Annotated in this window: 19 protein-coding genes; 16 read left to right on the top strand and 3 right to left on the bottom strand. The window is 48.3% G+C overall.

Going from position 1 to position 21,098, the window contains the following annotated elements:
- The first annotated feature begins 385 nt into the window (after positions 1-385).
- Both N7386_RS12875 and N7386_RS12870 read left to right on the top strand, forming a co-directional pair.
- Positions 386-1,678 carry a lytic murein transglycosylase gene (locus tag N7386_RS12875; RefSeq protein WP_279768871.1) on the top strand — a complete coding sequence of 431 codons (1,293 nt, stop codon included), beginning with the start codon at positions 386-388 and terminating at the stop codon, positions 1,676-1,678.
- Positions 1,679-1,886: 208 nt separating this feature from the next.
- Positions 1,887-2,375, top strand: a complete 489-nt coding sequence (locus N7386_RS12870; RefSeq protein ID WP_011623029.1) for a peptidylprolyl isomerase — start codon at positions 1,887-1,889, stop codon at positions 2,373-2,375.
- Positions 2,376-2,678: 303 nt separating this feature from the next.
- Here N7386_RS12870 and N7386_RS12865 read toward each other — a convergent pair whose 3' ends face one another.
- Positions 2,679-4,607 (bottom strand): M1 family metallopeptidase, encoded by a 1,929-nt coding sequence (locus N7386_RS12865; RefSeq protein ID WP_279768868.1) that lies wholly within the window; start codon positions 4,605-4,607, stop codon positions 2,679-2,681.
- Positions 4,608-4,997: 390 nt separating this feature from the next.
- On the opposite strand from N7386_RS12865, the gene N7386_RS12860 reads away from it, so the two are divergent.
- From N7386_RS12860 to ushA, 3 genes are all read left to right on the top strand, one after another.
- Entirely contained in the window at positions 4,998-5,225 is a 228-nt protein-coding gene (locus tag N7386_RS12860; RefSeq protein WP_088211703.1) for a DUF3389 family protein, read from the top strand.
- 52 nt (positions 5,226-5,277) lie between these two features.
- Positions 5,278-5,943 carry an alpha/beta hydrolase-fold protein gene (locus tag N7386_RS12855; RefSeq protein WP_279768865.1) on the top strand — a complete coding sequence of 222 codons (666 nt, stop codon included), beginning with the start codon at positions 5,278-5,280 and terminating at the stop codon, positions 5,941-5,943.
- A 364-nt stretch (positions 5,944-6,307) separates the two neighbouring features.
- Positions 6,308-8,029 carry a bifunctional UDP-sugar hydrolase/5'-nucleotidase UshA gene (gene ushA / locus N7386_RS12850; RefSeq protein ID WP_279768863.1) on the top strand — a complete coding sequence of 574 codons (1,722 nt, stop codon included), beginning with the start codon at positions 6,308-6,310 and terminating at the stop codon, positions 8,027-8,029.
- Between the two features lie 95 nt (positions 8,030-8,124).
- Here the strand turns inward: ushA and N7386_RS12845 are convergent, their stop codons facing one another.
- Both N7386_RS12845 and N7386_RS12840 read right to left on the bottom strand, forming a co-directional pair.
- Positions 8,125-8,484, bottom strand: coding sequence for a TraR/DksA C4-type zinc finger protein (locus N7386_RS12845; RefSeq protein WP_279768861.1), 360 nt, complete (start codon positions 8,482-8,484; stop codon positions 8,125-8,127).
- 163 nt (positions 8,485-8,647) lie between these two features.
- Positions 8,648-9,595, bottom strand: a complete 948-nt coding sequence (locus tag N7386_RS12840) for a tRNA-dihydrouridine synthase (protein WP_279768860.1) — start codon at positions 9,593-9,595, stop codon at positions 8,648-8,650.
- Between the two features lie 258 nt (positions 9,596-9,853).
- On the opposite strand from N7386_RS12840, the gene N7386_RS12835 reads away from it, so the two are divergent.
- From N7386_RS12835 to N7386_RS12785, 11 genes are all read left to right on the top strand, one after another.
- Positions 9,854-10,264: a hypothetical protein gene (locus N7386_RS12835; RefSeq protein ID WP_279768858.1), complete on the top strand. Its 411-nt coding sequence runs from the start codon at positions 9,854-9,856 to the stop codon at positions 10,262-10,264.
- 135 nt (positions 10,265-10,399) lie between these two features.
- Positions 10,400-11,239 (top strand): DUF692 domain-containing protein, encoded by an 840-nt coding sequence (locus N7386_RS12830; RefSeq protein WP_279768855.1) that lies wholly within the window; start codon positions 10,400-10,402, stop codon positions 11,237-11,239.
- A complete protein-coding gene (locus N7386_RS12825; RefSeq protein ID WP_279768853.1) occupies positions 11,239-11,979 on the top strand; it encodes a putative DNA-binding domain-containing protein in 741 nt (246 codons plus the stop codon). The genes N7386_RS12830 and N7386_RS12825 overlap by 1 nt, the downstream gene beginning before the upstream one ends.
- Before the next feature lie 156 nt (positions 11,980-12,135).
- The gene (locus N7386_RS12820; RefSeq protein ID WP_011623018.1) at positions 12,136-12,258 is read left to right on the top strand and encodes a hypothetical protein; all 123 of its coding nucleotides are present in this window, start codon (positions 12,136-12,138) and stop codon (positions 12,256-12,258) included.
- A 120-nt stretch (positions 12,259-12,378) separates the two neighbouring features.
- Positions 12,379-12,747, top strand: a complete 369-nt coding sequence (locus N7386_RS12815) for a YbaN family protein (RefSeq protein WP_133181407.1) — start codon at positions 12,379-12,381, stop codon at positions 12,745-12,747.
- Between the two features lie 181 nt (positions 12,748-12,928).
- The gene (apt, locus tag N7386_RS12810; RefSeq protein WP_023265726.1) at positions 12,929-13,480 is read left to right on the top strand and encodes an adenine phosphoribosyltransferase; all 552 of its coding nucleotides are present in this window, start codon (positions 12,929-12,931) and stop codon (positions 13,478-13,480) included.
- A 129-nt stretch (positions 13,481-13,609) separates the two neighbouring features.
- Complete coding sequence (gene dnaX, locus N7386_RS12805) at positions 13,610-16,690, top strand: DNA polymerase III subunit gamma/tau (RefSeq protein ID WP_279768848.1); 3,081 nt, start codon at positions 13,610-13,612, stop codon at positions 16,688-16,690.
- A 169-nt stretch (positions 16,691-16,859) separates the two neighbouring features.
- The gene (locus N7386_RS12800) at positions 16,860-17,189 is read left to right on the top strand and encodes a YbaB/EbfC family nucleoid-associated protein (RefSeq protein ID WP_047540411.1); all 330 of its coding nucleotides are present in this window, start codon (positions 16,860-16,862) and stop codon (positions 17,187-17,189) included.
- 12 nt (positions 17,190-17,201) lie between these two features.
- Positions 17,202-17,801: a recombination mediator RecR gene (recR, locus tag N7386_RS12795; protein WP_023265729.1), complete on the top strand. Its 600-nt coding sequence runs from the start codon at positions 17,202-17,204 to the stop codon at positions 17,799-17,801.
- Positions 17,802-18,115: 314 nt separating this feature from the next.
- On the top strand, positions 18,116-20,029 hold the full coding sequence (gene htpG / locus N7386_RS12790) for a molecular chaperone HtpG (RefSeq protein WP_279768847.1): 1,914 nt from the start codon (positions 18,116-18,118) through the stop codon (positions 20,027-20,029).
- A 117-nt stretch (positions 20,030-20,146) separates the two neighbouring features.
- Positions 20,147-21,010 (top strand): tetratricopeptide repeat protein, encoded by an 864-nt coding sequence (locus N7386_RS12785; RefSeq protein WP_279768846.1) that lies wholly within the window; start codon positions 20,147-20,149, stop codon positions 21,008-21,010.
- Positions 21,011-21,098: the final 88 nt, after the last annotated feature.

Here is a 21,098-nt window from a genome sequence, read left to right as displayed (position 1 = left end):
CTGTTAACTTGTCCATTATACGGCAACGGATAGATAGTCCAAGGGATTCTTTGCTAAGATTTTTTCGCTGTTGGTTAACTGAGCAATAAGTGAATTTATCTGGCGATTTGTGGTGATAAGCATTGTGTTAGCGGGCGCTATGGGTCAGGATGTGCCGAGCAGAGGCACCGATAATGTTTACTGATTGTTGGTGAGTATCTGGCTCGATTTTCTGGGGGAGAAAATAGTTTCGTGGATGTTTGGCCGTTGCTCTGTTTGTTGTCCCATCAACACAGCGGCAACCTGTTTATGGCTAAATATCGTATCTCTCTTGGCTTGGGGTGATCCACCTCTTGCCTCGCTCAGCTAAGATACATTCTTAGCGCTGACTGAAGGAGTAATTGATTTGATCAAACTGAAAGGAATGTCCTATCTTGCTGCCAGCATCGCCGCGTGTGTGAGCTTAAGTGCGTGTTCGAGCGCGCCAACCTCCGGCGGTACGACTCAAACTGCGATCGCCGAGACGCAGGCCGCCGTGCAAGAAATGCCGCTCAGTGACACCATCGCCGCCCATGCCGCGGCATTTCCGACCTGTGTGGCTAACCTACAGGAGCGCGCACGTACCGAAGGCTTATCCGAAGCCACTATTCAAGATACAGTCGCCAGTTTGCAGTTTGTGCCTAAAGTGATTGAGCTTGACCAAGCTCAGCCCGAATTTAGCCAAACCTTCAACAATTATTTTACTAAGCGGGCGACCGATTGGCGGGTGAATGAAGGCCGCCGTTTACTGAAAAAACACCGTGCACTGCTCGATAAATTGGCGCAGGAATACGGTGTGCCACCACAATATATTCTGTCTTTCTGGGGACTTGAGACTAACTACGGTTCCTACAAAGGTAAAATGTCCGTGTTAGATTCCCTTGCTACCTTGGCCTGTGAGCCGCGTCGCAGTGGCTATTTTACGACTGAGCTGATGCAAGCGCTTAAGTTAAAAGAAAAATACGGCTTTGATAAGAGTACGATGGTGGGCTCTTGGGCCGGCGCCATGGGGCACACCCAGTTTATGCCCTCGGCCTATGCAAAATATGCCATCGATGGGGATGGCGACGGTAAGGCCGATTTGTGGAATAGCACCGAAGATGCACTCACTTCGGCGGCGAATTTTTTGCAGCACTTAGGCTGGCAACGCAATGAGCGTTGGGGGCGTGAAGTGATATTGCCGCGCAATTTCAACTATGAAAACCTTGGCGCTAAACAGGCGCAGCCGCTATCCCAATGGGCGGCGCAATCCGTAGTGCAAAGTAATGGACTGCCTTTACCCGCTATCGATATGAAGGCGGCGCTGTATTTGCCCTCGGGTCATACTGGTCCCGCGTTTTTAGGCTATGAAAACTTCAATGTGATCATGCGTTGGAACCGCTCTGAGTTTTACGCCATTACCGTTGGTCATTTGGCCGATAGAATTAATGGTGGCGAACCATTAAAAGTGGCACCGCCCGAGCAGCCACGTTTGAGTCGTGAGCAAATCAAACAGTTACAAACCAAGTTGAATGAATCAGGCTTCGATGTCGGTAAACCCGACGGCGTACTTGGGCGTAACTCTTCGGCGGGGATCCAAGCATTCCAGCGCAGTAAGAATATGATTGCTGACGGTTTCCCAAGCCCTGAAGTCTTTAGCGCATTGGGGATTTCACTCTAAAGTCTTTAGGTAGTGTCGGACTGCCTGCGAATATTGCCGCAAGTGGCCTGTGGTTTACTCAACCCATGCCACTTTAGGCGTGGGGCTTGCTGAACCGCTGCCGCTTAAGCTTTGGTGATGTATCGCAGGGATAAAACAGTGGAGTGCAAAGGCCAGTTTTGTTAAGCTCGGCCGACATTTGAAATCGAAGCAAATCAAAGGATATTCGATGAGCATTAAAGACGATATGGTTGTGCAGTTTAACTACACCCTGCGCGACGAAAAAGGCGAAGTGATCGAGACGAACGAAGGTCGCGAACCGATTGCTTACTTACACGGCCATGACAACATGATGCCAGGTGTTGAGAATGCGATTAATGGTAAAGCGATTGGTGAAAAGTTCACTGTTACTCTGCCATGCACTGAAACCTATGGTCAACGTATCGAAGGTGAAGCGGCGCAGCAGCGTGTTTCTGTGAAGCACCTGTTAGGCGCTAGCGTGTGGAAGCCAGGCATGACGGCTGTGGTTCACACTGATCAGGGTCAACGTCAAGTGACTATCGTCAAAGTGGGTAAGTTTATGGCGACTGTGGATGTTAACCATCCATTAGCGGGCCGTGACTTAACCTTCGATATCGAAGTGGTTGGTGCCCGTGATGCGACCGATGAAGAAATCGCCCACGGTCATGCCCACGGTGTAGGCGGTCACCACCACTAATCTGTGTGGTTTTCCCGTTAATACTCTGCAACAGCAGGCATGCCCGGGAATAACGACCAGATAAGTAAACAAAAGCCCAAACCTAGGTTTGGGCTTTTTTGTGCGCTAATGCTTTGTTTTGCAATCCATGTTTTGTAATCAAAATCTCGCAATCACAGTTTCGTAATCGCAGCTTCGCAATCAACGTTTCGCAATCAAAATCGTGATTTGGTGCAAAGGATTCACCGCTAAACTTACGCCCACTTTATCTTGGCGAGGCTCGAGCACAGGCTTTCCTGCGCCCAATCCCAACAAGCGATCGGCTTAATGGATATGCTCCATCGGTTGATCACTAAACATCATATCGAGACTGGCTTGGGTCTGCGGGTGGTAACCACTGCGGGCCGCTAAGTAAACGGTTTTTGCCCAGTCATAGTGCTCGCTGCTTGCCAGTTTTTGATACAGAGGCACAATCAGCCTGCGCCGGCCAATCTCGGTTAAATGCTGTTTCAGTGCCGGCAACACACTGTAATAACCGTTATCGAGGGCGAGGGCATACCAGGCAAAGGCGATTTCATTATTGTGGGTGCCAGTAAAATGAAAGGCCGTATCTAACTCGGCTAATTGCTGCTCTGTGAGATTTAGCCTTGGCATTTCATTAATAAAGCGTAGCCATTGATGCACAGTCCAGTCCTGAGTGTTTAGCGCGCTGGCCTCACGCTTGCCCTCTAACCACGCTTGGCGCTGAGCATCGATATCATCGAAGGCGTGTGAGTTCGGTGGCACTAAAAAGCTGGGTAAGCCTTGCCCCTCAACCCAAGTATCCACTTCGGACTCGCTGACGATATTGGGATATTTTTGCAATAACTGCTGCGTGAGGTAACTTCGGAACTGCTCCGTGGTAATGCTTTGAAACGCAAAGTGATCGAAGTAGCTTTTCACAAAGGTGTCGAACCGCTCACGGCCAAATTTTTGCTCGAGGAAGCGCAAAAATAATTGCCCTTTCACATAGGGGACGCCGCTAAAGGCATCGTCGGGATCGCGATCGCCTAAGTCAATATGCAGCACTGAATCGCTGGCGGGCAACTCGGCTAATTCGGCCAACAGCTCAGAGTAACCAATGGTTTGCTCCATCAGGGCGCGGTCGCGGCCATAGAGATCTTCCATAATGCGATTTTCCACATAGGTGGTAAAACCTTCGTTAAGCCAGAGATCGCGCCAGGTGGCGTTAGTGACTAAATTGCCCGACCAAGAATGTGCCAACTCGTGGGCGATTAAACTCACTAGGCTTTTATCTCCCGCGATGACTGTGGGGGTAATAAAGGATAAACGTGGATTCTCCATCCCGCCGAAGGGGAAACTCGGCGGAAGGATCAGTAAATCGTATCGGCCCCAACGGTAATCCCCGTAGCGTTTGGCGGCGATGGCAATCATCTTCGGCGTATCGGCAAATTCTTTGCTGGCCTTGTCGAGCATTTCGGGCTCGGCCCAAATGCCTGAGGTGTCGTCAAAAGCGGCAAATTGCAGGTGTCCCGCGGCAATCGCAATCAAATAGGCCGGAATCGCCTGCGGCATAGTGAATTGGGTTTGCGTCGCAGACACGTTCTTTCGGTCGGCACTCATGACGACACTTATACCTTGCCTCGCTGTGACAGTGGCGCTGTAGGTTTGGCGCACTGCGGGCGTATCTTGCAGCGGGATCCAGCTTCTGGCATGGATGGCTTGGCTCTGGCTAAACATAAATGGCCATTGCTTACCTTGGGTTTGCTCTGGAGTCAGCCATTGAATACCTGATGGATTCTTGGAGGTATGATAATTAACTTTGACTTTAGCGACTCGCTCTTGAGGCAGATTGATGGTGAGCGCTGCGCCTTTGACCTTATCGGTTGTGCCTAAACCAAAGGGCACGGATTGCCATTGGCCGTTTGCATTTAACATGCTGACACTGTTAATCGTAAGGTCACGGGTGTCTAGCACTAGTACTTTTCCGGCCTGATGCCAATCCAGTTCGAGAATCGCATCCCCCGAGAGTTGCTGCTGCGCAAAATCTACCTTTAATGCCAATGCGATGTGATGAATGCTCACTTGCTGGTAATTGGCAAAGGTCAGCTCATCGGTGACAGAGTGCATTTGGCTTGCTGTGGTACTTGCCAGGCTGGTATTCGGTAAGTTATTGGCCGCATTGGCATAATGTACTAATGGCAGCAGCATCAAGAGTGCGCTGCTAATGAGGGTACGACGGGATAAAAACATATAACCACCCAGTGTTGTGATTCTTGTTATGGTGTAAAACGCGCTAGCCGTGAGCGGCTTGTCATCGCTGATGCGGGATTTTACTCGAACTGTTCTGCTTTTTGGGGCAATTTAGCTGACACTAAAATGTAATTAAACTTTATCTAGACTGTAGGATTGCCTTGTTAAAAGGCTGGGTTAAGCGTCTATGCCGAGCGGATAAGGACTTGACGTAAGCGGACTCTAATACTGCAGCTGTGTGGATTTGATGGTGATGAATAAACCTAAGCTTGCTCAACCTATGGTGTGTCTGTCATCAACCCTAATGCGAGTTTAAAAGTTCATCCTTGGCGAAATAACTTTGCTATCATGGCGCGTTTTAACAGTGACTATCACGAGAGCGGAATTGCTATGCTAGTGGAATTTTCTCAGGGTAAGTTGATTGCCACTGAATTTGAAGTGCAGATCCGGCTGAACATGGCCAATGTGGTGCTTCAAGCCGCGGCCGAAGACATCAGCCTTAGGCAGGAGCCGCCGATGATCATCGCCAATGGCGGTGGCGTACGTTGGAGCATTAAATTAGATAACACAAACCAGCTCGACGCTTTGCAAGTTCTCCTCGGTATTGATTATCTGTAAAGCGCTCGCGGGGCGAGAATAATAAATTTTGATTTATAAGGGATTTGTTAGTATGACACTTGAACGTATTGTGATTGAGCCTCAAGTTGAGGCGACGGCGGCGGTGATTTGGTTACACGGTTTAGGGGACTCGGGCGCAGGCTTTGCACCTGTGGTTCCGGCGCTAGGCTTACCTGCGGGGCATAGCATTCGCTTTATCTTCCCCCACGCCCCAGAGCAAGCGGTGACCATCAACGGCGGCTACATTATGCGCGCTTGGTATGACATCAAAAGCATGGATTTGCACGATAGAGCCGATATGCAGGGCGTGATGGCCTCGGAACTGAGTGTGCAAGCCTTGATTGATGAACAAATCGCGGCTGGTATTCCGAGTGAACGCATCGTCTTAGCTGGTTTTAGCCAAGGCGGGGTGATGAGCCTATTTACGGGGTTACGTTATCCTCAAAAACTCGCTGGCATTATGGCGCTTTCCTGTTATTTACCGACGGGTGGTGTATTACCCAGCCAATTAAGTGTCGCCAATGCGAAAACGCCTATTTTACATCAGCACGGTGAACAGGATGATGTGGTGCCATTATCCGCAGGTTTATTAGCGAAAGACGCGTTAATGGCTGGGGGATATTCGGTGCAATGGCAAACCTACCCTATGCCACATTCGGTCATTCCGGTGCAATTAAAAGCAATAAGCACTTGGTTACAACAGTGTTTTGAAATGTAGAAAAATCTAAATGCTGATAAAAACATCATGCGGTAAGGTGTGTTTTTACCGTTTGATGTTTTTTATTCAGAACAATAGGATTTTTTGTTATTAATTGCTAACTTGCTTAAATTTAACGAGTTAAATTTAATATTTCGGTATTTTTCTGTCATTGAAACAAAAAGTAAAAATCAGCCGTTTAGCTTATTTTTTATTTGAAACAAATTTGTCTTAAATCCTCCTTGTGATTCCACATTAAAGTCACGTTTATTAATAAAAATGACACAATTCGTCTTTATTCTTTGCTATTATGCGTGACGCGAATTGGATGGACTTCGCGACAATCTATCTATGATAAAATAATTAAAATCAAGGGGTTGATGTAATGACAAATAAGCTTATTAAAGGACTAATTGCGACTGCAGTGCTGGCTGCGCTAGCAGGTTGTAATAGTGATGATGATAATACTAAAGTACCAACAACCTGTGCCGAAGCGGGCAGTGCTTGTAAAACTTTTACCGTATTACACACCAATGATAACCATGGCCGTTTCTGGGAAAACAGTGATGGCGAATATGGTATGGCAGCGCGTAAAGCGTTAATTGATCAAATTCGTGCTGAAGTCAGCAAGAATGGCGGCCAAACATTATTATTGTCTGGCGGTGATATTAACACTGGCGTACCAGAATCTGATTTACAGGATGCGATTCCTGACTTTACCGGTATGAACAAAATTGGTTACGACGCAATGGCGGTTGGTAACCATGAATTTGACAACCCATTATCTGTATTAGATATGCAGCGTCGTTTAGCCGAATTCCCAATGCTGGCGGCGAACATTTACCGTAAAAATGCTGAGGGTGGTCAAGGTGAACGTTATTTCGAGCCTTACAAAGTGTTCGATATTAACGGTCTTAAAGTGGCTGTGATTGGTTTAACCACCGAAGACACTGCAAAAATCGGTAACCCAGAATTTATCAGCGATTTAATTTTCACCGATCCTAAAGTGGAAGTGGCGAAAGTTATCAAAGAAATTAAAGACGCCAAAGCGGCTGATATTATCTTCGCAACGACTCACATGGGTCACTATGCCGATGGCCAAAACGGTAGCAACGCCCCAGGCGATGTAGCTATGGCTCGTGCGTTGAATAAAGGCGATTTACAAGTTGTTATTGGTGGTCACTCACAAAATCCAGTGTGTATGGAACCGGGTACTGACAATAAGTCTTATGCCGACTTCAAACCTGGTGATGACTGCGCGCCAGATCAACAAAACGGCACTTGGATCATGCAAGCCCACGAATGGGGTAAGTATGTTGGCCGTGCGGATTTCCAATACTTCAACGGTGAACTGCATTTAGCCAGCTACAAGCTGATCCCAGTTAACATGCGTAAACTGGACGAAGCGGGCAAGAAAACCACAGAACTGGCTGGCACTAAGATTGAGCCAGATGCTGAGTTAAAAGAGCTGCTGTCTTACTACCAAGAGAAAGGCCAAGCTAAGTTAGACGAAGTGATTGCGACTACCGATGCGCTGCTCGATGGTGAACGTGCAAACGTACGTAACAAGCAAACCAACTTAGGCCGCATGTTAGCCATGGCACAAAGCGGTAAAGTGTCTGCTGACTTTGGTGTAATGAACTCAGGTGGTGTGCGCGCTTCTATCCAAGCGGGTGACATTACTTACCGTGACGTGCTGACGGTTCAACCTTTCGGCAACATGGTCACCCTGAACGAAATGACGGGTACTGAAGTTGCGGCTTACTTAGGCGCTGTGGGCAGTATCCAAATCGGTTCAGGTGGTTATGCCCAGATCACTGGCGTGAAAATGACCATCGACTGTGCGGCTAAGACGGCTAATATCAGCGAAATCAATGGCAAAGAGTTCAGTGCGACAGCAAGCTATAAGTTCACTGTACCTAGCTTTAACGCTGCAGGTGGTGACGGTTATCCAAAACTGGCTAGCCCAATCCAAACGGGTTATGTAGATGCGGACTTACTCTATTCATTCCTGAAAGAGAAACAAGCTATCGTAGCTGCTGACTACAACCCTGTGGGTGACATTGTTTACGAAAACTCAAACAGTGTTGAAGGCTGTCAGCTGTAATCACTCGCGATAAATTATCGTAAAAAAATGCCACTCGTTTGAGTGGCATTTTTTATTGGTGAACTAACTGAGTTAACAGATAAAGCCTAAAGCAGTTAATGGCTTAGCCTAAGCTCATGGCGATGCTCATGCTGATAATGCTCGGCGCAGCTGCTGCAACGTTGCTCCGTGGGATCTTGAGTTAAGCGCTCGGCTTCGATTTCGGTTTCGCAATCGGAGCACAGGCCGTATAAGCCTAAGTCGAGTTGACAAAAGGCGGCATCGAGGCGGTTTAAACGGCAAAATAGCGGATGTTCAGCGAGGTGACTTTGTGCCAGGCGGTCAATCAATTCGCCTAAGCTGAGGCTGGCATGATGTGCCCCAAGTATTTCAATAAACTGAGGGAGCGCGCCGATTTCCTTCCTTAGATTAGCTTCAAGCTCTGACAATTCTTGTCTGATATGGGTGGTGCTCACGTAAAATCGCCTGTTTTATCTGACTCTGGACATTCAGTCTAATAGTTCCACTATCAGCGACTATGATAAAGATCAAGTATCTGTGCGATTTATGGGGATTAAGTGGTGGTTTACCTAAAAATTCACCACTTTCTCATGGGATTATCCTATGCGCTATCCACAGTTATTCGCCGAGACGCTGCTGCGCCTCTTCCAGCACCCGCACAATTTCCTCAGTGGTTTTATAGATGCGCAGTTCCCTAAACAGGGTGTCCGCCTCGGGGTATTGGCGATTTAAGTAACTAAACCATTGCTTAATTCGCGCCGGATAATAATCACTCTTACGACCGCTCAGTTCACGTTGGGTGTAGCTCAGCATCAAACCCAATGTATCTGCCCAGCTGTAGGGCGCCGCGCCAGTCTTAATGGTATCGGCAAGATTGGGCAGCGAAATCGCGCCACGGCCAATCATAATGCTGTCGCAGCCTGTGACCGCCATACAACGCTTGGCATCATCGCTGTTCCAAATCTCACCGTTGGCAATCACTGGAATGGGCAAGCGTTCGCGCACTTCGGTGATGTATTCCCAGTAGGCGGGTGGTTTATAACCATCGACCTTACTGCGGGCATGGATAGCCAGCTCAGTCGCGCCCGCTTCATACACGGCTAGCGCATTCTCCATAAACAGGGATTTGTCTTCGTAGCCTAAACGAATTTTCGCCGTCACTGGATGTTCGGCGGGCACCGCTTGGCGCATCGCACGCACAATATCGTGAATGGTATTGGGGTACTGCAACAGTACAGCGCCGCCATTACTGCGATTGACCATCTTGGCAGGGCAACCAAAGTTAGCATCGACGCCGTGGGAGCCTAGCTCAATCGCACGCATGGCATTTTCGGCCATGCAGTTGGGTTCTTGCCCTAAAAGCTGTACACGAACGGGCGTACCTGAGGGGGTAAAGCCACCATTAAGCAGCTCGGGACAGAGTTTGAGGAACACTTTTTCTGGTAAGAGTTGGTCAACCACGCGCACAAATTCGGTGACGAGCAAATCGTAGGGGTTAATTGAGGACAAAATATCTCGCATTAAGTCGTCAACCACGCCTTCCATCGGAGCCAAAATTACGCGCACTGCTACTAACCTATATCCAGTTTCAAAGGGCGTGCATTCTATCCTATTGGGCAGAGGTAACAAAGCATAGCAAGGGAATGATAAAGGACGTTTAGGGTATTTTTACGGTTAAATTTTGCGCCCTATCAGCATATTTTGATTATTTCTGTGATTTGGTGATATTTTTTGAAATGAAACCGAGATGGGGCGGGTCTTTTGCAGTAAGCCAGCTACAACACTGTTGTTGGCCACCATTCATCAAATAAAAGGAAGAAGCATATGAAGTCAGTTAAGCATACAGCCGTTGCAGTAGCCTTAGGTACAGTCGTGGTCGGTTCTGCATTCGCCGTGAATGCGCAAACCAACCCATTCGGATTTGAAACCATGGAAGCGGGTTATCAAATCGTCGGTTCAGAAGGAAAATGTGGCGAAGGTAAATGTGGTGATATGAAAAAAGCCGCAGCCGAAAAAGCCAAAGAAGGTAAATGCGGCGAGGGCAAATGCGGTGGTGATATGAAAAAAGCTGCCGATAAAGCCCATGAAGGCAAATGCGGTGAAGCTAAATGTGGCGCGGATATGAAAAAAGCCGCAGCCGATAAAGCCCACGAAGGTAAATGTGGTGCAGATATGAAGAAAACCGCAGAAAAAGTGGATGCCAAGACAGAAGCGGTCAAAAAAGAAGTGAAATAAACGCGAGTCGAAGTAATCAAGCTTTTGCTCTGACACTTGGCCAGCCTTTGCTGGCCTTTGTTTAGCAGCATTCGAGTGTGGGCTTGCCAGAACGAAAAGGTAATCTCGACAAGCCCTAGGTGAGAGGTGAAAGCAATGCAAGAGAGTGGATTGGTTGGATTAGGCTTACGGCGTGAAATGCTCAGTGAGTTTTGCCAAGCGCTGCCAACGGCTATCGATTTTTTAGAGGTCGCCCCTGAAAACTGGATGACGCTCGGTGGAAAATACGGCAAGCAATTTAGGCAACTTACTGAGCAACATACTTTTTTCTGTCATGGTCTGTCACTCTCTATCGGCAGTCCTGCCCCTTTAGATTTGGCGTTTGTCCGCCAAGTGAAGGCGTTTATGGATCTGCACCAAATTGATGTTTATTCAGAACATTTAAGTTATTGCTCAGGAGCTGGTCATTTATACGATTTGATGCCCATCCCCTTTACCGATGACGCCGTTAAGCATGTGGCGACGCGGGTCAAACAGGTGGAGGATATTTTAGAGCGGCCTTTGATCCTCGAGAATATTTCCTTTTATGCCGCGCCGAGTGCGCAGATGAGTGAGCAGGCGTTTTTGACCGCAGTGTTAGAAGAGGCCGACTGTAAGCTGCTGTTAGATGTAAATAATATTTATGTGAACTCGATAAATCATCAATATGATGCCGAGGCTTATTTAAAGGCCATGCCAACGGAGCGTATCGCCTATTTACATATTGCAGGGCATTACCAGCAGTCAGAAACCTTGCTGATCGACACCCATGGCAGCGACATCAACGATCCGGTTTGGGCACTGTTGGATAAGTGCTATGCCCAGCATGGCGTCTTGCCGACGCTGCTCGAGCGTGACTTTAATTTGCCTGAAACGGTGCAGTTATTGGATGAGATTAATCAAATCCATGCCTATCAAGCATGGGCAAAAAATAACTTAAACAAGAGGATTGCCTAATGGATTTTAAGCAAGTACAGCAATCCTTTATCGATTATATTCGTGATCCCCAAAAGCCAGTGCCAAGCGGTGTGCCCCTCGAGCGGATGCAGGTTTACCGAGAGCTGTTTTTTAATAATGTGATGGGCTTTGTCTCTAATGCTTTTCCCGTGCTCAAAAGTCTCTATAGCGATGCACAGTGGCAAGCATTAGTGCAGGCTTTTTTCAGCCAACACGATTGTAAGTCTCCAATTTTTATTGATATTGCCGGAGAGTTTTTACAGTTTCTGCAGTTTGAATATTCGCCAGCAGAAAGTGATCCGCCTTTTATGCTGGAGTTGGCGCACTATGAATGGCTCGAGCTGCGAGTGGCAACGGCGCTGCAAACGAGTGAGCAAGTATTGCTATCCAAAGAGGATATTCTGCAACGTCATCTATGTTTAGCAACAACGGCCAGTGTGGCCCAGTACCAGTATCCGGTGCAGCAGATCCGCCAAGATTATCGCCCAGAAGAGCCATTGCCGCAGCCAGTGTTTTTTTGCCTCTATCAGGATGAAGCGGGCGAGGTGGGCTTTTTACAATTAACGCCATTAAGTGCGCAAGTGCTGGGATATTTGGCTGAACAAGGGCAGCGTCGCCTTGATGAGATACTGAACTGGCTGCAAGGGATTTATCCGCACATGCAACCGGAGATCTTAACCCAAGGCTGTATTCAATTACTCGAGCAACTCGCGGTCAAAGGAATCGTGCGTGGGATTTAAGTAGTATGTTGCTAAAATCAGCAAAATAAATGCAATAACCTTACATAAAAAGGGTTTTTGTTGATTTGACAAACCGCTACAATGGCGCCCGTTTTGTGATCTTAATCACTGTATGATTCCTGCGCACTTATCTTTGCACACATTTGAGGAGCTGTAATGAGCAGTCAGCCATTTAAAGACCCATTTAACTTTATGTATTTTATTGGTTTTATTTTAGTCTTACTGTTGCCGACGCTTCCAGCAAGCCTGACTTGGTTAAAGCAATTAGGCTTAATTTAAGCAGGTTTTAATCTCAAATTGAGTATACTACTGGCCACTCTTTGAGTGGCTTTTGTTTTCATGTTTTAGGCACATTAACATACTTTACTTATCTACAAACTATATGGTCATCTACAAACTATGATATTGAAACGCGGTTTGTTTTTATTGATAGGCTGTCTTGCGTTGGGCCTTGGACTGCTGGGTATCGTAGTACCGCTTCTGCCGACTGTGCCGTTTATCCTATTGGCGGCGTATTGTTTTGCCCGCTCAAGCGAGCGATTACACCAGTGGTTGATGACACACCCGTGGTTTGCCGATGCGTTGACCCAATGGCAACAACATAGGGCGATGCGCCCAGGTCTTAAACGCAGGGCGATGTTACTTACGGGACTTAGTTTTAGCATCAGTATCCTGGTGGTCCCGATTGTATGGGTGAAGTTGCTGCTGCTCACCATGGCTTGCGGATTACTCTGGTATCTTAAAACCATTCCTGAAATCGAATCCTAAGCACATTTGATCTAAGGCACAAATTGGTAACCAATTCGTCACTTGAATACGCTGCTTATTGCAACTCAAACCAAAGCGGCATAAGCTTTGTGCGAATGATTAAAGCTCGTCCACACTCGCTGTGGACGTTTTGTTTTTACCGCCAGCAATTACGCGTGGCGAAACGATTAAGTTAAATTAAATGGCTATGAATACAGAAACCTTATCCTTGATAAAGCAAAGCATTAAAACCATTCCTAATTATCCTAAGGAAGGGATTCTATTTCGCGATGTGACCAGTCTGCTGGAAAATGCTGCCGCCTATAAAGCGACTATCGATTTATTAGTTGAGCATTACCGCAACAAAGGCTTTACCAAGATTGTGGGTACCGAAGCCCGTGGTTTCTTATTTGGTGCGCCTTTAGCACTGGAATTAGGCATTGGTTTTGTGCCAGTACGTAAACCTGGTAAATTGCCACGCGCGACTATTAGCCAAAGCTATGAGCTGGAATATGGCCACGATAGCCTTGAAATCCATACCGATGCGATCACCGCGAATGACAAAGTGTTAGTGGTTGACGATTTGCTGGCTACCGGTGGCACTATCGAAGCTACAGTAAAACTTATCCGCCAACTGGGTGGTGAAGTACAAGATGCGGCCTTTGTGATTTCATTACCTGATTTAGGTGGCGAAGCCCGTTTAACTGCCTTAGGTCTTGAGTTGGTTAAACTTTGTGAGTTTGAAGGCGAATAATTCTTCAGCCAAAGGCGCCTAGGGATAGTTTAATGGCATGTCGCTAATTGACATGTTATCTTGCAACTATCTCGGGGCGCGATCCCCTTTTTTGTACCAACATTCTTGTCATGCACATTGGGGAGTTCCATGTCATATCAGGTGTTAGCCAGAAAATGGCGCCCTGCCACATTCGAACAGATGGTCGGCCAAAGCCACGTGTTGCACGCGCTCACGAATGCGTTAACGCAACAACGTTTACACCATGCTTATCTTTTTACGGGTACTCGCGGTGTGGGCAAGACCAGTTTGGCGCGCCTGTTCGCTAAAGGCCTCAACTGTGAAAAGGGCGTAACGGCTTCCCCCTGTGGTGTGTGTGGCAGCTGTGTCGAAATTGCACAGGGCCGCTTTGTTGACTTGATCGAAGTCGATGCCGCCTCGCGCACTAAAGTCGATGACACCCGTGAACTCTTAGATAATGTGCAATATCGTCCGACCCGTGGCCGTTTTAAGGTCTACCTGATTGACGAAGTACACATGCTCTCCCGCAGCAGTTTTAATGCGCTGCTAAAAACCCTCGAAGAACCACCCGAGCATGTGAAGTTTTTGCTGGCGACAACCGATCCGCAAAAGCTGCCAGTAACAGTGTTATCTCGCTGCCTGCAATTTAACTTAAAAAGCTTAACTCAGCAGGAAATTGGCACTCAGCTACAGCATATCTTAACCCAAGAGCAATTGCCCTTTGAGCACGAAGCCTTAACCCTGCTCGCCAAAGCGGCCAATGGCAGTATGCGTGATGCCTTAAGTTTGACCGATCAGGCCATTGCCTTCGGTGGTGGCACGGTAATGCTCAATCAAGTGCAATCTATGTTGGGTAGCATTGATGAGCAGCATGTGCTGCGCTTACTTAAAGCCTTAACCGATGCCGATATCGGCGTATTGATGCAAAGCTGCGCACAGGTGCTCGCCTATGGCGCGGACGCCCAAGAAGTGCTGCGTAGTTTGCTAGAATTATTGCATCAAATTACCCTGACTCAATTTGCGCCAGCCGCCGCGCAGCAATCCCTTTACAGCGCGCAAATTCAAGCCTTTGCCGAGCAGTTAGCGCCGGAACAAGTGCAGTTGTATTACCAAATTTTACTGACTGGTCGTAAAGACTTACCCCATGCTCCGGATCCTAAATCGGGCCTTGAAATGGCGCTGCTGCGGGCAGTGGCATTTGTTCCCGAAAAGCCAGTAAAACGTTGGCAGGTTGAAGACGCTGCAAAGGTGAGTTTGCCTGCTCAGCAGCCGATGTCTGCGACGCCCGCATCAAATATGCCTGTAGTAGAACAGACAGTTAATCAGGCTCAGGCTGAAAAAAAAACTCCGCTAACTGCTGAGTGTGACTCACAGGTTCTGCCACAAGTAGCAACGACTGAGCCTATGGCTAAGAGTGAGAACGCTACTGCTGTGCAACAAGCCTTATCTGCTGAGGATATGTTAGCTGTCGATGATGCGATTGATGATGGGGCTGAACTGAATGCCGCATTAATTGCCGAGCAGCAAGTGATCTTAAGCCAAGCTCAAAGCCAAGGCTTTGGTGCAAGTGCGGCATCGAGTACTGAGGCCGTCTTAATTTCAGAATCAAGCCCTAACTCAAAAACTGACGCAAGCCCTGACTTAAGCGCTGAGTCGAGCTCAGTTTCTATGCCGGCATCGAACATTGATGCAGAGCAAAATCAAGCTGTGATGGTGGATTCTGAGAGCCTTAATTCTTCTTCCTCGGCATTAACAGCAGTTGACTTATCCGCAGAGGAATATGCTCAAGCGAGTGTTAATGAGAGTACAGATGCGCTAGTGCCAGACGAATATTCCGCTGAGGATTACGGACAATACGATTATGCCGCCGCGCCGCTCGATGCCTATCAGGATGATTATTCACAATTTATGGCTGAGGAGCAGGGCGGATTCTCTGGCATGGAAGATAGTTCGCTTAATCGCGACAGTGCTCAGTCTATTGGCGAAAGCTTAGCTTCAACAACCTCTCAGGCTTCAACACCTCCAGCGTCAACTACTACCGTGTCCCTCGAGGATGACGATATTTTATCGGCGGTATTAGCGGCGCGTGACTCCTTGTTATCCGATCTTGATGCGCTCAGCACCAAGGAAGGTGATGGAAAAAAGTCGGCAGCGGAAGTTAAGCTTAAAACTCCGAGCCAGAGTGCGCATACCACGCCAGTCTCTAACGCGACTTCACATAACACGTCCTCAGTTGATGTATCTACCAAGCATCAAGTGGTTAGTAACACGTCCGATAACGACTTTGAGCTGCCCTTTGACGATGATTTTGAGGCCGAGCTCCATCTTGAGTCACAATCAAATGTCACGCTAACTCAGCCGCTTGATCCGAACGATCGTTCACCATGGGAAGAGCCGTCCGTTGCGGGGATGGATGATGTCAACGCATCGGCTGCAAGTGCTAACCTACAGCGTGAAACCGCTGTTGTGCTACAAACAACTGTTGATGAGTTAGGCGCTGCGAACGTCGCCGCTCAAATATCACCAAGGAATAGCGAAGCGACACCGTTTGGGCAAGTGCTAGAACAAGAGCCTGTACAAGAGAGCGAGCCAGCTGTGCAAAGCCCTGAGATGAATACCGCGCCGCAGCCGCCTCAGGCACTTACACCACAACTAACGCAGCAACAAATACGGCAACCGGCTCAGCCACAAGATTCGGTGCAGTCACAGCCAAATGAGACAGTACAACCAACGTCATCCACCGCATTAGCGCTGGCGCAATCGATTACAGGGCATCCCTTAGACTTGCACTGGTATAAGCTCATGGCGAGCCTAGAGATTGGCGGCCGTGTGCGTCAGTTGGCGGTAAACTCGATTTGTCAGCTGCAGGCTAACCCTTTGCCATTGCTGCTTAAACCCGACCAAAAACACTTGGCGGCGCCTGTGGCGATTGAGCAGCTCGAGCAGGCATTGACAGCCGCATTGGGGAACCCGAGGCAGGTTGAGGTGGTCATAGGAAGCGATCCTTCGCGGGAAACGCCCTTAGAGATGCGCAAACGTTTTCACCAAGAGCTACTGCAACAGGCACGTCAATCGCTAATGATGGACGATAATGTGCAATGGCTGATTAACCGTTTTGGCGCCGAGCTGGATCAGGATACCTTACTTTATCCTCCAGAATTGTTAGCTCAGCGTAGTGGGCTCATTCCCGCGCTGCCTGAGCCCGAGTAATATTTCCTCTGTGCATATGCTGCGTGGAGTGGCAGAGTTTGTTAAAAACTCGCTATCAAGATCATAAGTTTAGTGATGGGATATCGGCATTGATTGCCAATCCCATTTATTTCAGTAAGATTAGCCAGCTTAAAAGCTTGCGACTAACCCTAATAGAAGAGAAATGACTATGTTTGGAAAAGGCGGTATGGGCAATCTGATGAAACAAGCCCAGATGATGCAAGAAAGAATGGCAAAAATGCAGGAAGAAATTGCCCGCATGGAAATGGTCGGTGAATCGGGTGCGGGTCTGGTTAAAGTGACCATGACTGGCTCACACACAGTACGTAAAGTCGAAATCGATCCAAGCTTGATGGAAGACGATAAAGAGATGTTAGAAGATTTGATTGCCGCAGCGTGTAACGATGCCGCGCGTCGTATCGAAGAAAACCAAAAAGCCAAAATGGCCGAAGTGACTGGCGGTATGCAATTACCACCAGGCATGAAAATGCCATTTTAATTGAGATAGACAATGAAATTTAGTCCCCTGCTTGACGAGTTAATTCAGTCCCTGCGCTGTTTGCCAGGGGTTGGGCCTAAATCGGCTCAACGTATGGCGTTTCAATTGCTTGAGCGCGATAGAAAAGCTGGGCTTAAATTAGCCTCGGCGCTGTCGAGTGCCATGAGCGATATCGGTCATTGTCAGTCTTGCCGAACCTACACTGAAGAAAGCCTCTGTCCGATTTGTGCTAGCCATAAACGCGGCTCCTCGTCGACGATTTGTGTGGTCGAAACGCCGGCCGATGTGTTAGCCATTGAAGCGGGTGGACATTTTACCGGTCGCTACTTTGTATTGCTGGGCCATTTATCACCACTCGATGGGGTGGGGCCTGAGGAGTTAGGTTTGGCGCTATTAGAGCGTCACTTAGCCTCGGGCGATGTTGCTGAGCTTATCCTCGCGACCAATCCAACGGTAGAAGGTGAGGCCACCGCCCACTTTATTGCCGATATGGCACGGCGCCATAAGGTGGTGATCAGCCGTATCGCCCACGGCGTCCCCGTGGGTGGTGAGCTGGAATATGTCGACAGCACCACCTTAGCACTGTCCTTCAATGGGCGTATCCCGCTGTAGCGTGTGATGGCCTAAAGAGAAAACCCGCCAGTCCTGTGCTCGCGGGTTTTTATTTTATGGGCGCAGGATGATGTGAATAAAGAGTATTGAGCAGATGCTCTTACGTGTTGTTGTTCGCCGCGTTAGCCTCACTTGTTTAAGACTAACTGCCCAAATACTCGGCCATTTGCCGTGTTTTGGCCCCAAATTGCCTTATTTTTCGCCATTTGATCTGTGATTTTATCTCCCCCCTTGAAAAGTGGATTTACAGCCCCATTTTATTAATCACTAAGCGTTTGCTTTAACCAAATTGCGTAACAAATAAGGAAAATTTCATGTCACAACAAGAAACTCATGGTTTTCAAACTGAAGTCAAACAGCTGTTGCATTTGATGATCCATTCTTTGTATTCCAACAAAGAAATTTTCTTGCGTGAACTGGTCTCCAACGCTGCGGATGCGGCCGATAAGCTGCGTTACCTTGCCTTGACCAACGACGCACTATATGAAGGTGACGGTGAGCTACGTGTGCGCATCAGCGCAGACAAAGAAAAAGGCACTGTGACCATCGAAGACAACGGCGTAGGTATGACCCGCGATGGCGTGATTGAGCATTTAGGCACGATCGCCAAATCGGGCACCGCCGAATTCTTCAAAAACCTCTCTGGCGAAGCCTCAAAGGATTCGCAGCTGATCGGTCAATTCGGTGTGGGCTTCTATTCCGCCTTTATCGTGGCGAAAAAAGTTACAGTACGCACCCGTGCTGCCGGCCATAAGGCCAATGAAGCCGTATTGTGGGAATCGGAAGGTGAGGGCAGTTTCACCGTCGATACTATCACTAAGGCGAGCCGTGGTACTGAGATCACTCTGCATCTGCGTGATGAAGAGAAAGAGTTTGCCGATGAGTGGCGCCTACGTTCCATCATCACAAAATACTCAGATCATATCTCTGTACCCGTTGAAATGTGGCAGGAAGGCACCCCTGAGCGCGATGGCCCTGATGGTGAAAAAATCCCCGCAACCGAAGGTTACTGGAAGGTCATGAACAAGGCGACTGCGCTGTGGATGCGCAATAAGTCTGAGATCAGTGACGAAGAGTACCAAGAATTTTATAAGCACATTTCCCACGACTACACAGACGCACTGCTGTGGAGCCATAACCGCGTTGAAGGTAAACAGGAATACACTAACCTGTTGTATATCCCTTCAAAAGCGCCATGGGATCTGTGGAACCGCGACCGTAAGCATGGCCTGAAGCTCTTTGTTCAGCGCGTGTTTATCATGGATGATGCCGAGCAGTTTATGCCATCTTACCTGCGCTTTGTGCAGGGGTTAATTGACTCAAACGATCTGCCGCTGAACGTGTCTCGCGAGATTTTGCAGGACAACCACATCACCAAGGCGATGCGCACCGGTATCACTAAGCGCGTGTTGGGTATGTTGGAAAAACTGGCAAAAGACGATGCGGAAAAATACCAACAATTCTGGGCCGAATTTGGTCAAGTGTTGAAGGAAGGTCCAGCGGAAGACTTTGCAAACCGTGAACGTATTGCTGGCTTACTGCGTTTTGCGTCTACCCATACTGGCAGCGCGGCCCCAACAGTGTCACTCGATGACTACTTAAGCCGCATGAAGGAAGGCCAAAACAAGATTTACTATATCGTTGCCGACAGCCACGAAGCCGCGGCTAACAGCCCACACTTAGAACTGCTGCGTAAGAAAGGCATCGAAGTGTTGCTGATGTCAGAACGTATCGACGAGTGGTTAATCAATCACTTAACCGAATACAAAGAGAAGCAACTGCACTCAGTCACCCGTGGCGAGCTGGAATTAGGTGAGCTGGAAGATGCGGCCGAGAAGGAAGCGCAGGAGAAACTCGCCGAAGAGTCTGCACCTTTGGTTGAACGCATTAAAGCGGCATTAGGCGCTAGCGTGGCCGATGTGAAAGTCACTTCACGCTTAACCGATACCCCAGCCTGTGTGGTGACGGGTGAAGGTGAGATGTCGAGCCAGATGATCAAACTGATGCAAGCTGCGGGTCAGCCAGTGCCAGAGGTCAAGCCGACATTTGAGATCAACCCAGCGCACCCATTAGTGTCGCGCTTAAACGATCTACAAGATGAAGTCGCCTTCACCGATTGGTCGAATTTGTTATTGCAACAGGCGCAATTGTCGGAGAAGGGCAGCCTAGCGGATCCATCGGCCTTTATTAAGTTGATGAACCAAATGCTATTGGCGAACCTGAAGTAAGACATTCGGGGCACTTGAGTCGAGACACAAGTGCCCCGATTCCGTTTTAGGCAGCGCGAGTCGCATTATCCTAGGGCATTTCTCTGTAGAGGTGTCAGTTTGGGAGTAAGGAAAACCATGGACAATATCCTCGATCTAACGAAAGACAATATTCAGCAAGTGGTTGATGCTTCGATGCAGCAACTGGTGGTGATGGTGTTTTGGGCCCAGCCACAGCCGCAGAGTGTTGCCATGGTGCAAACACTCGAGCAACTTGCCACGCAACATGCTGGCCGTTTTGTGCTGGCGAAAGTGAACTGCGAAACCGAGCTGGAAATCGCTAACTATTTCCGTATTCAAGCACTGCCGACCACCTTAGTGCTTGATAAGGGCCAGCCAATAGATGGCTTTGCGGGCATGCAAGAGGTAGCGCAGGTCAACGCTATGCTGGAGAAACACTTGCCACCCTTATGGCAATTACAGCTTGAGCAAGCCAAAGCCCTGTTAGCCTTAAGCCAAGTATCGGCGGAAGATTTATCCACGGCGGCCGTGTTACTGAAAGACGCCTACAGCGCCTCCAATCAGGCGGCCGAGGTGAGTTTAGTGCTTGCCGATGTGTACTTGATGCAAGGTGAACTCGCCCAAGCGCAGCTGCTACTCGAGCAGATTGGCCTTGCCGACCAAGATGGTTATTACCAGAGCTTAAAGGCGAAATTAACCCTTGCCTTGGATGCGGCGGACACGCCAGAAATTCGTGATTTGCAGCAGAAGTTCGAGCATAATCCGCAGGATTTAGTGTTATTACTCGAACTTTGTAAGGCCTTGCATTCGGCCCACCGAGACGAAGAAGCGCTCGCACATTTATACAGTGTCTTATCTAAAGACTTAACCGCTGAAAATGGCAAAGTAAAACAAGTCTTTATGGAGATTTTAACGGCGCTTGGGCAAGGCAATAGTCTGGCGAATCAGTATCGCCGTAAGCTCTATACCTTGCTCTATTAAGGATTAAATTGGCCGCAAAACTGCGATTTATTTGCGGTTTCTGAGGCTAAAGTCGAAGCTAAAAGCCTTCTCAATGGCGGCCAGATGT

This window comes from Shewanella sp. GD04112 (assembly GCF_029835735.1).
Classification (GTDB): Bacteria; Pseudomonadota; Gammaproteobacteria; order Enterobacterales; family Shewanellaceae; genus Shewanella.
The sequence above is the reverse complement of the archived record's forward strand: the minus strand, read 5'-3'. Positions and strand labels throughout refer to the sequence as shown.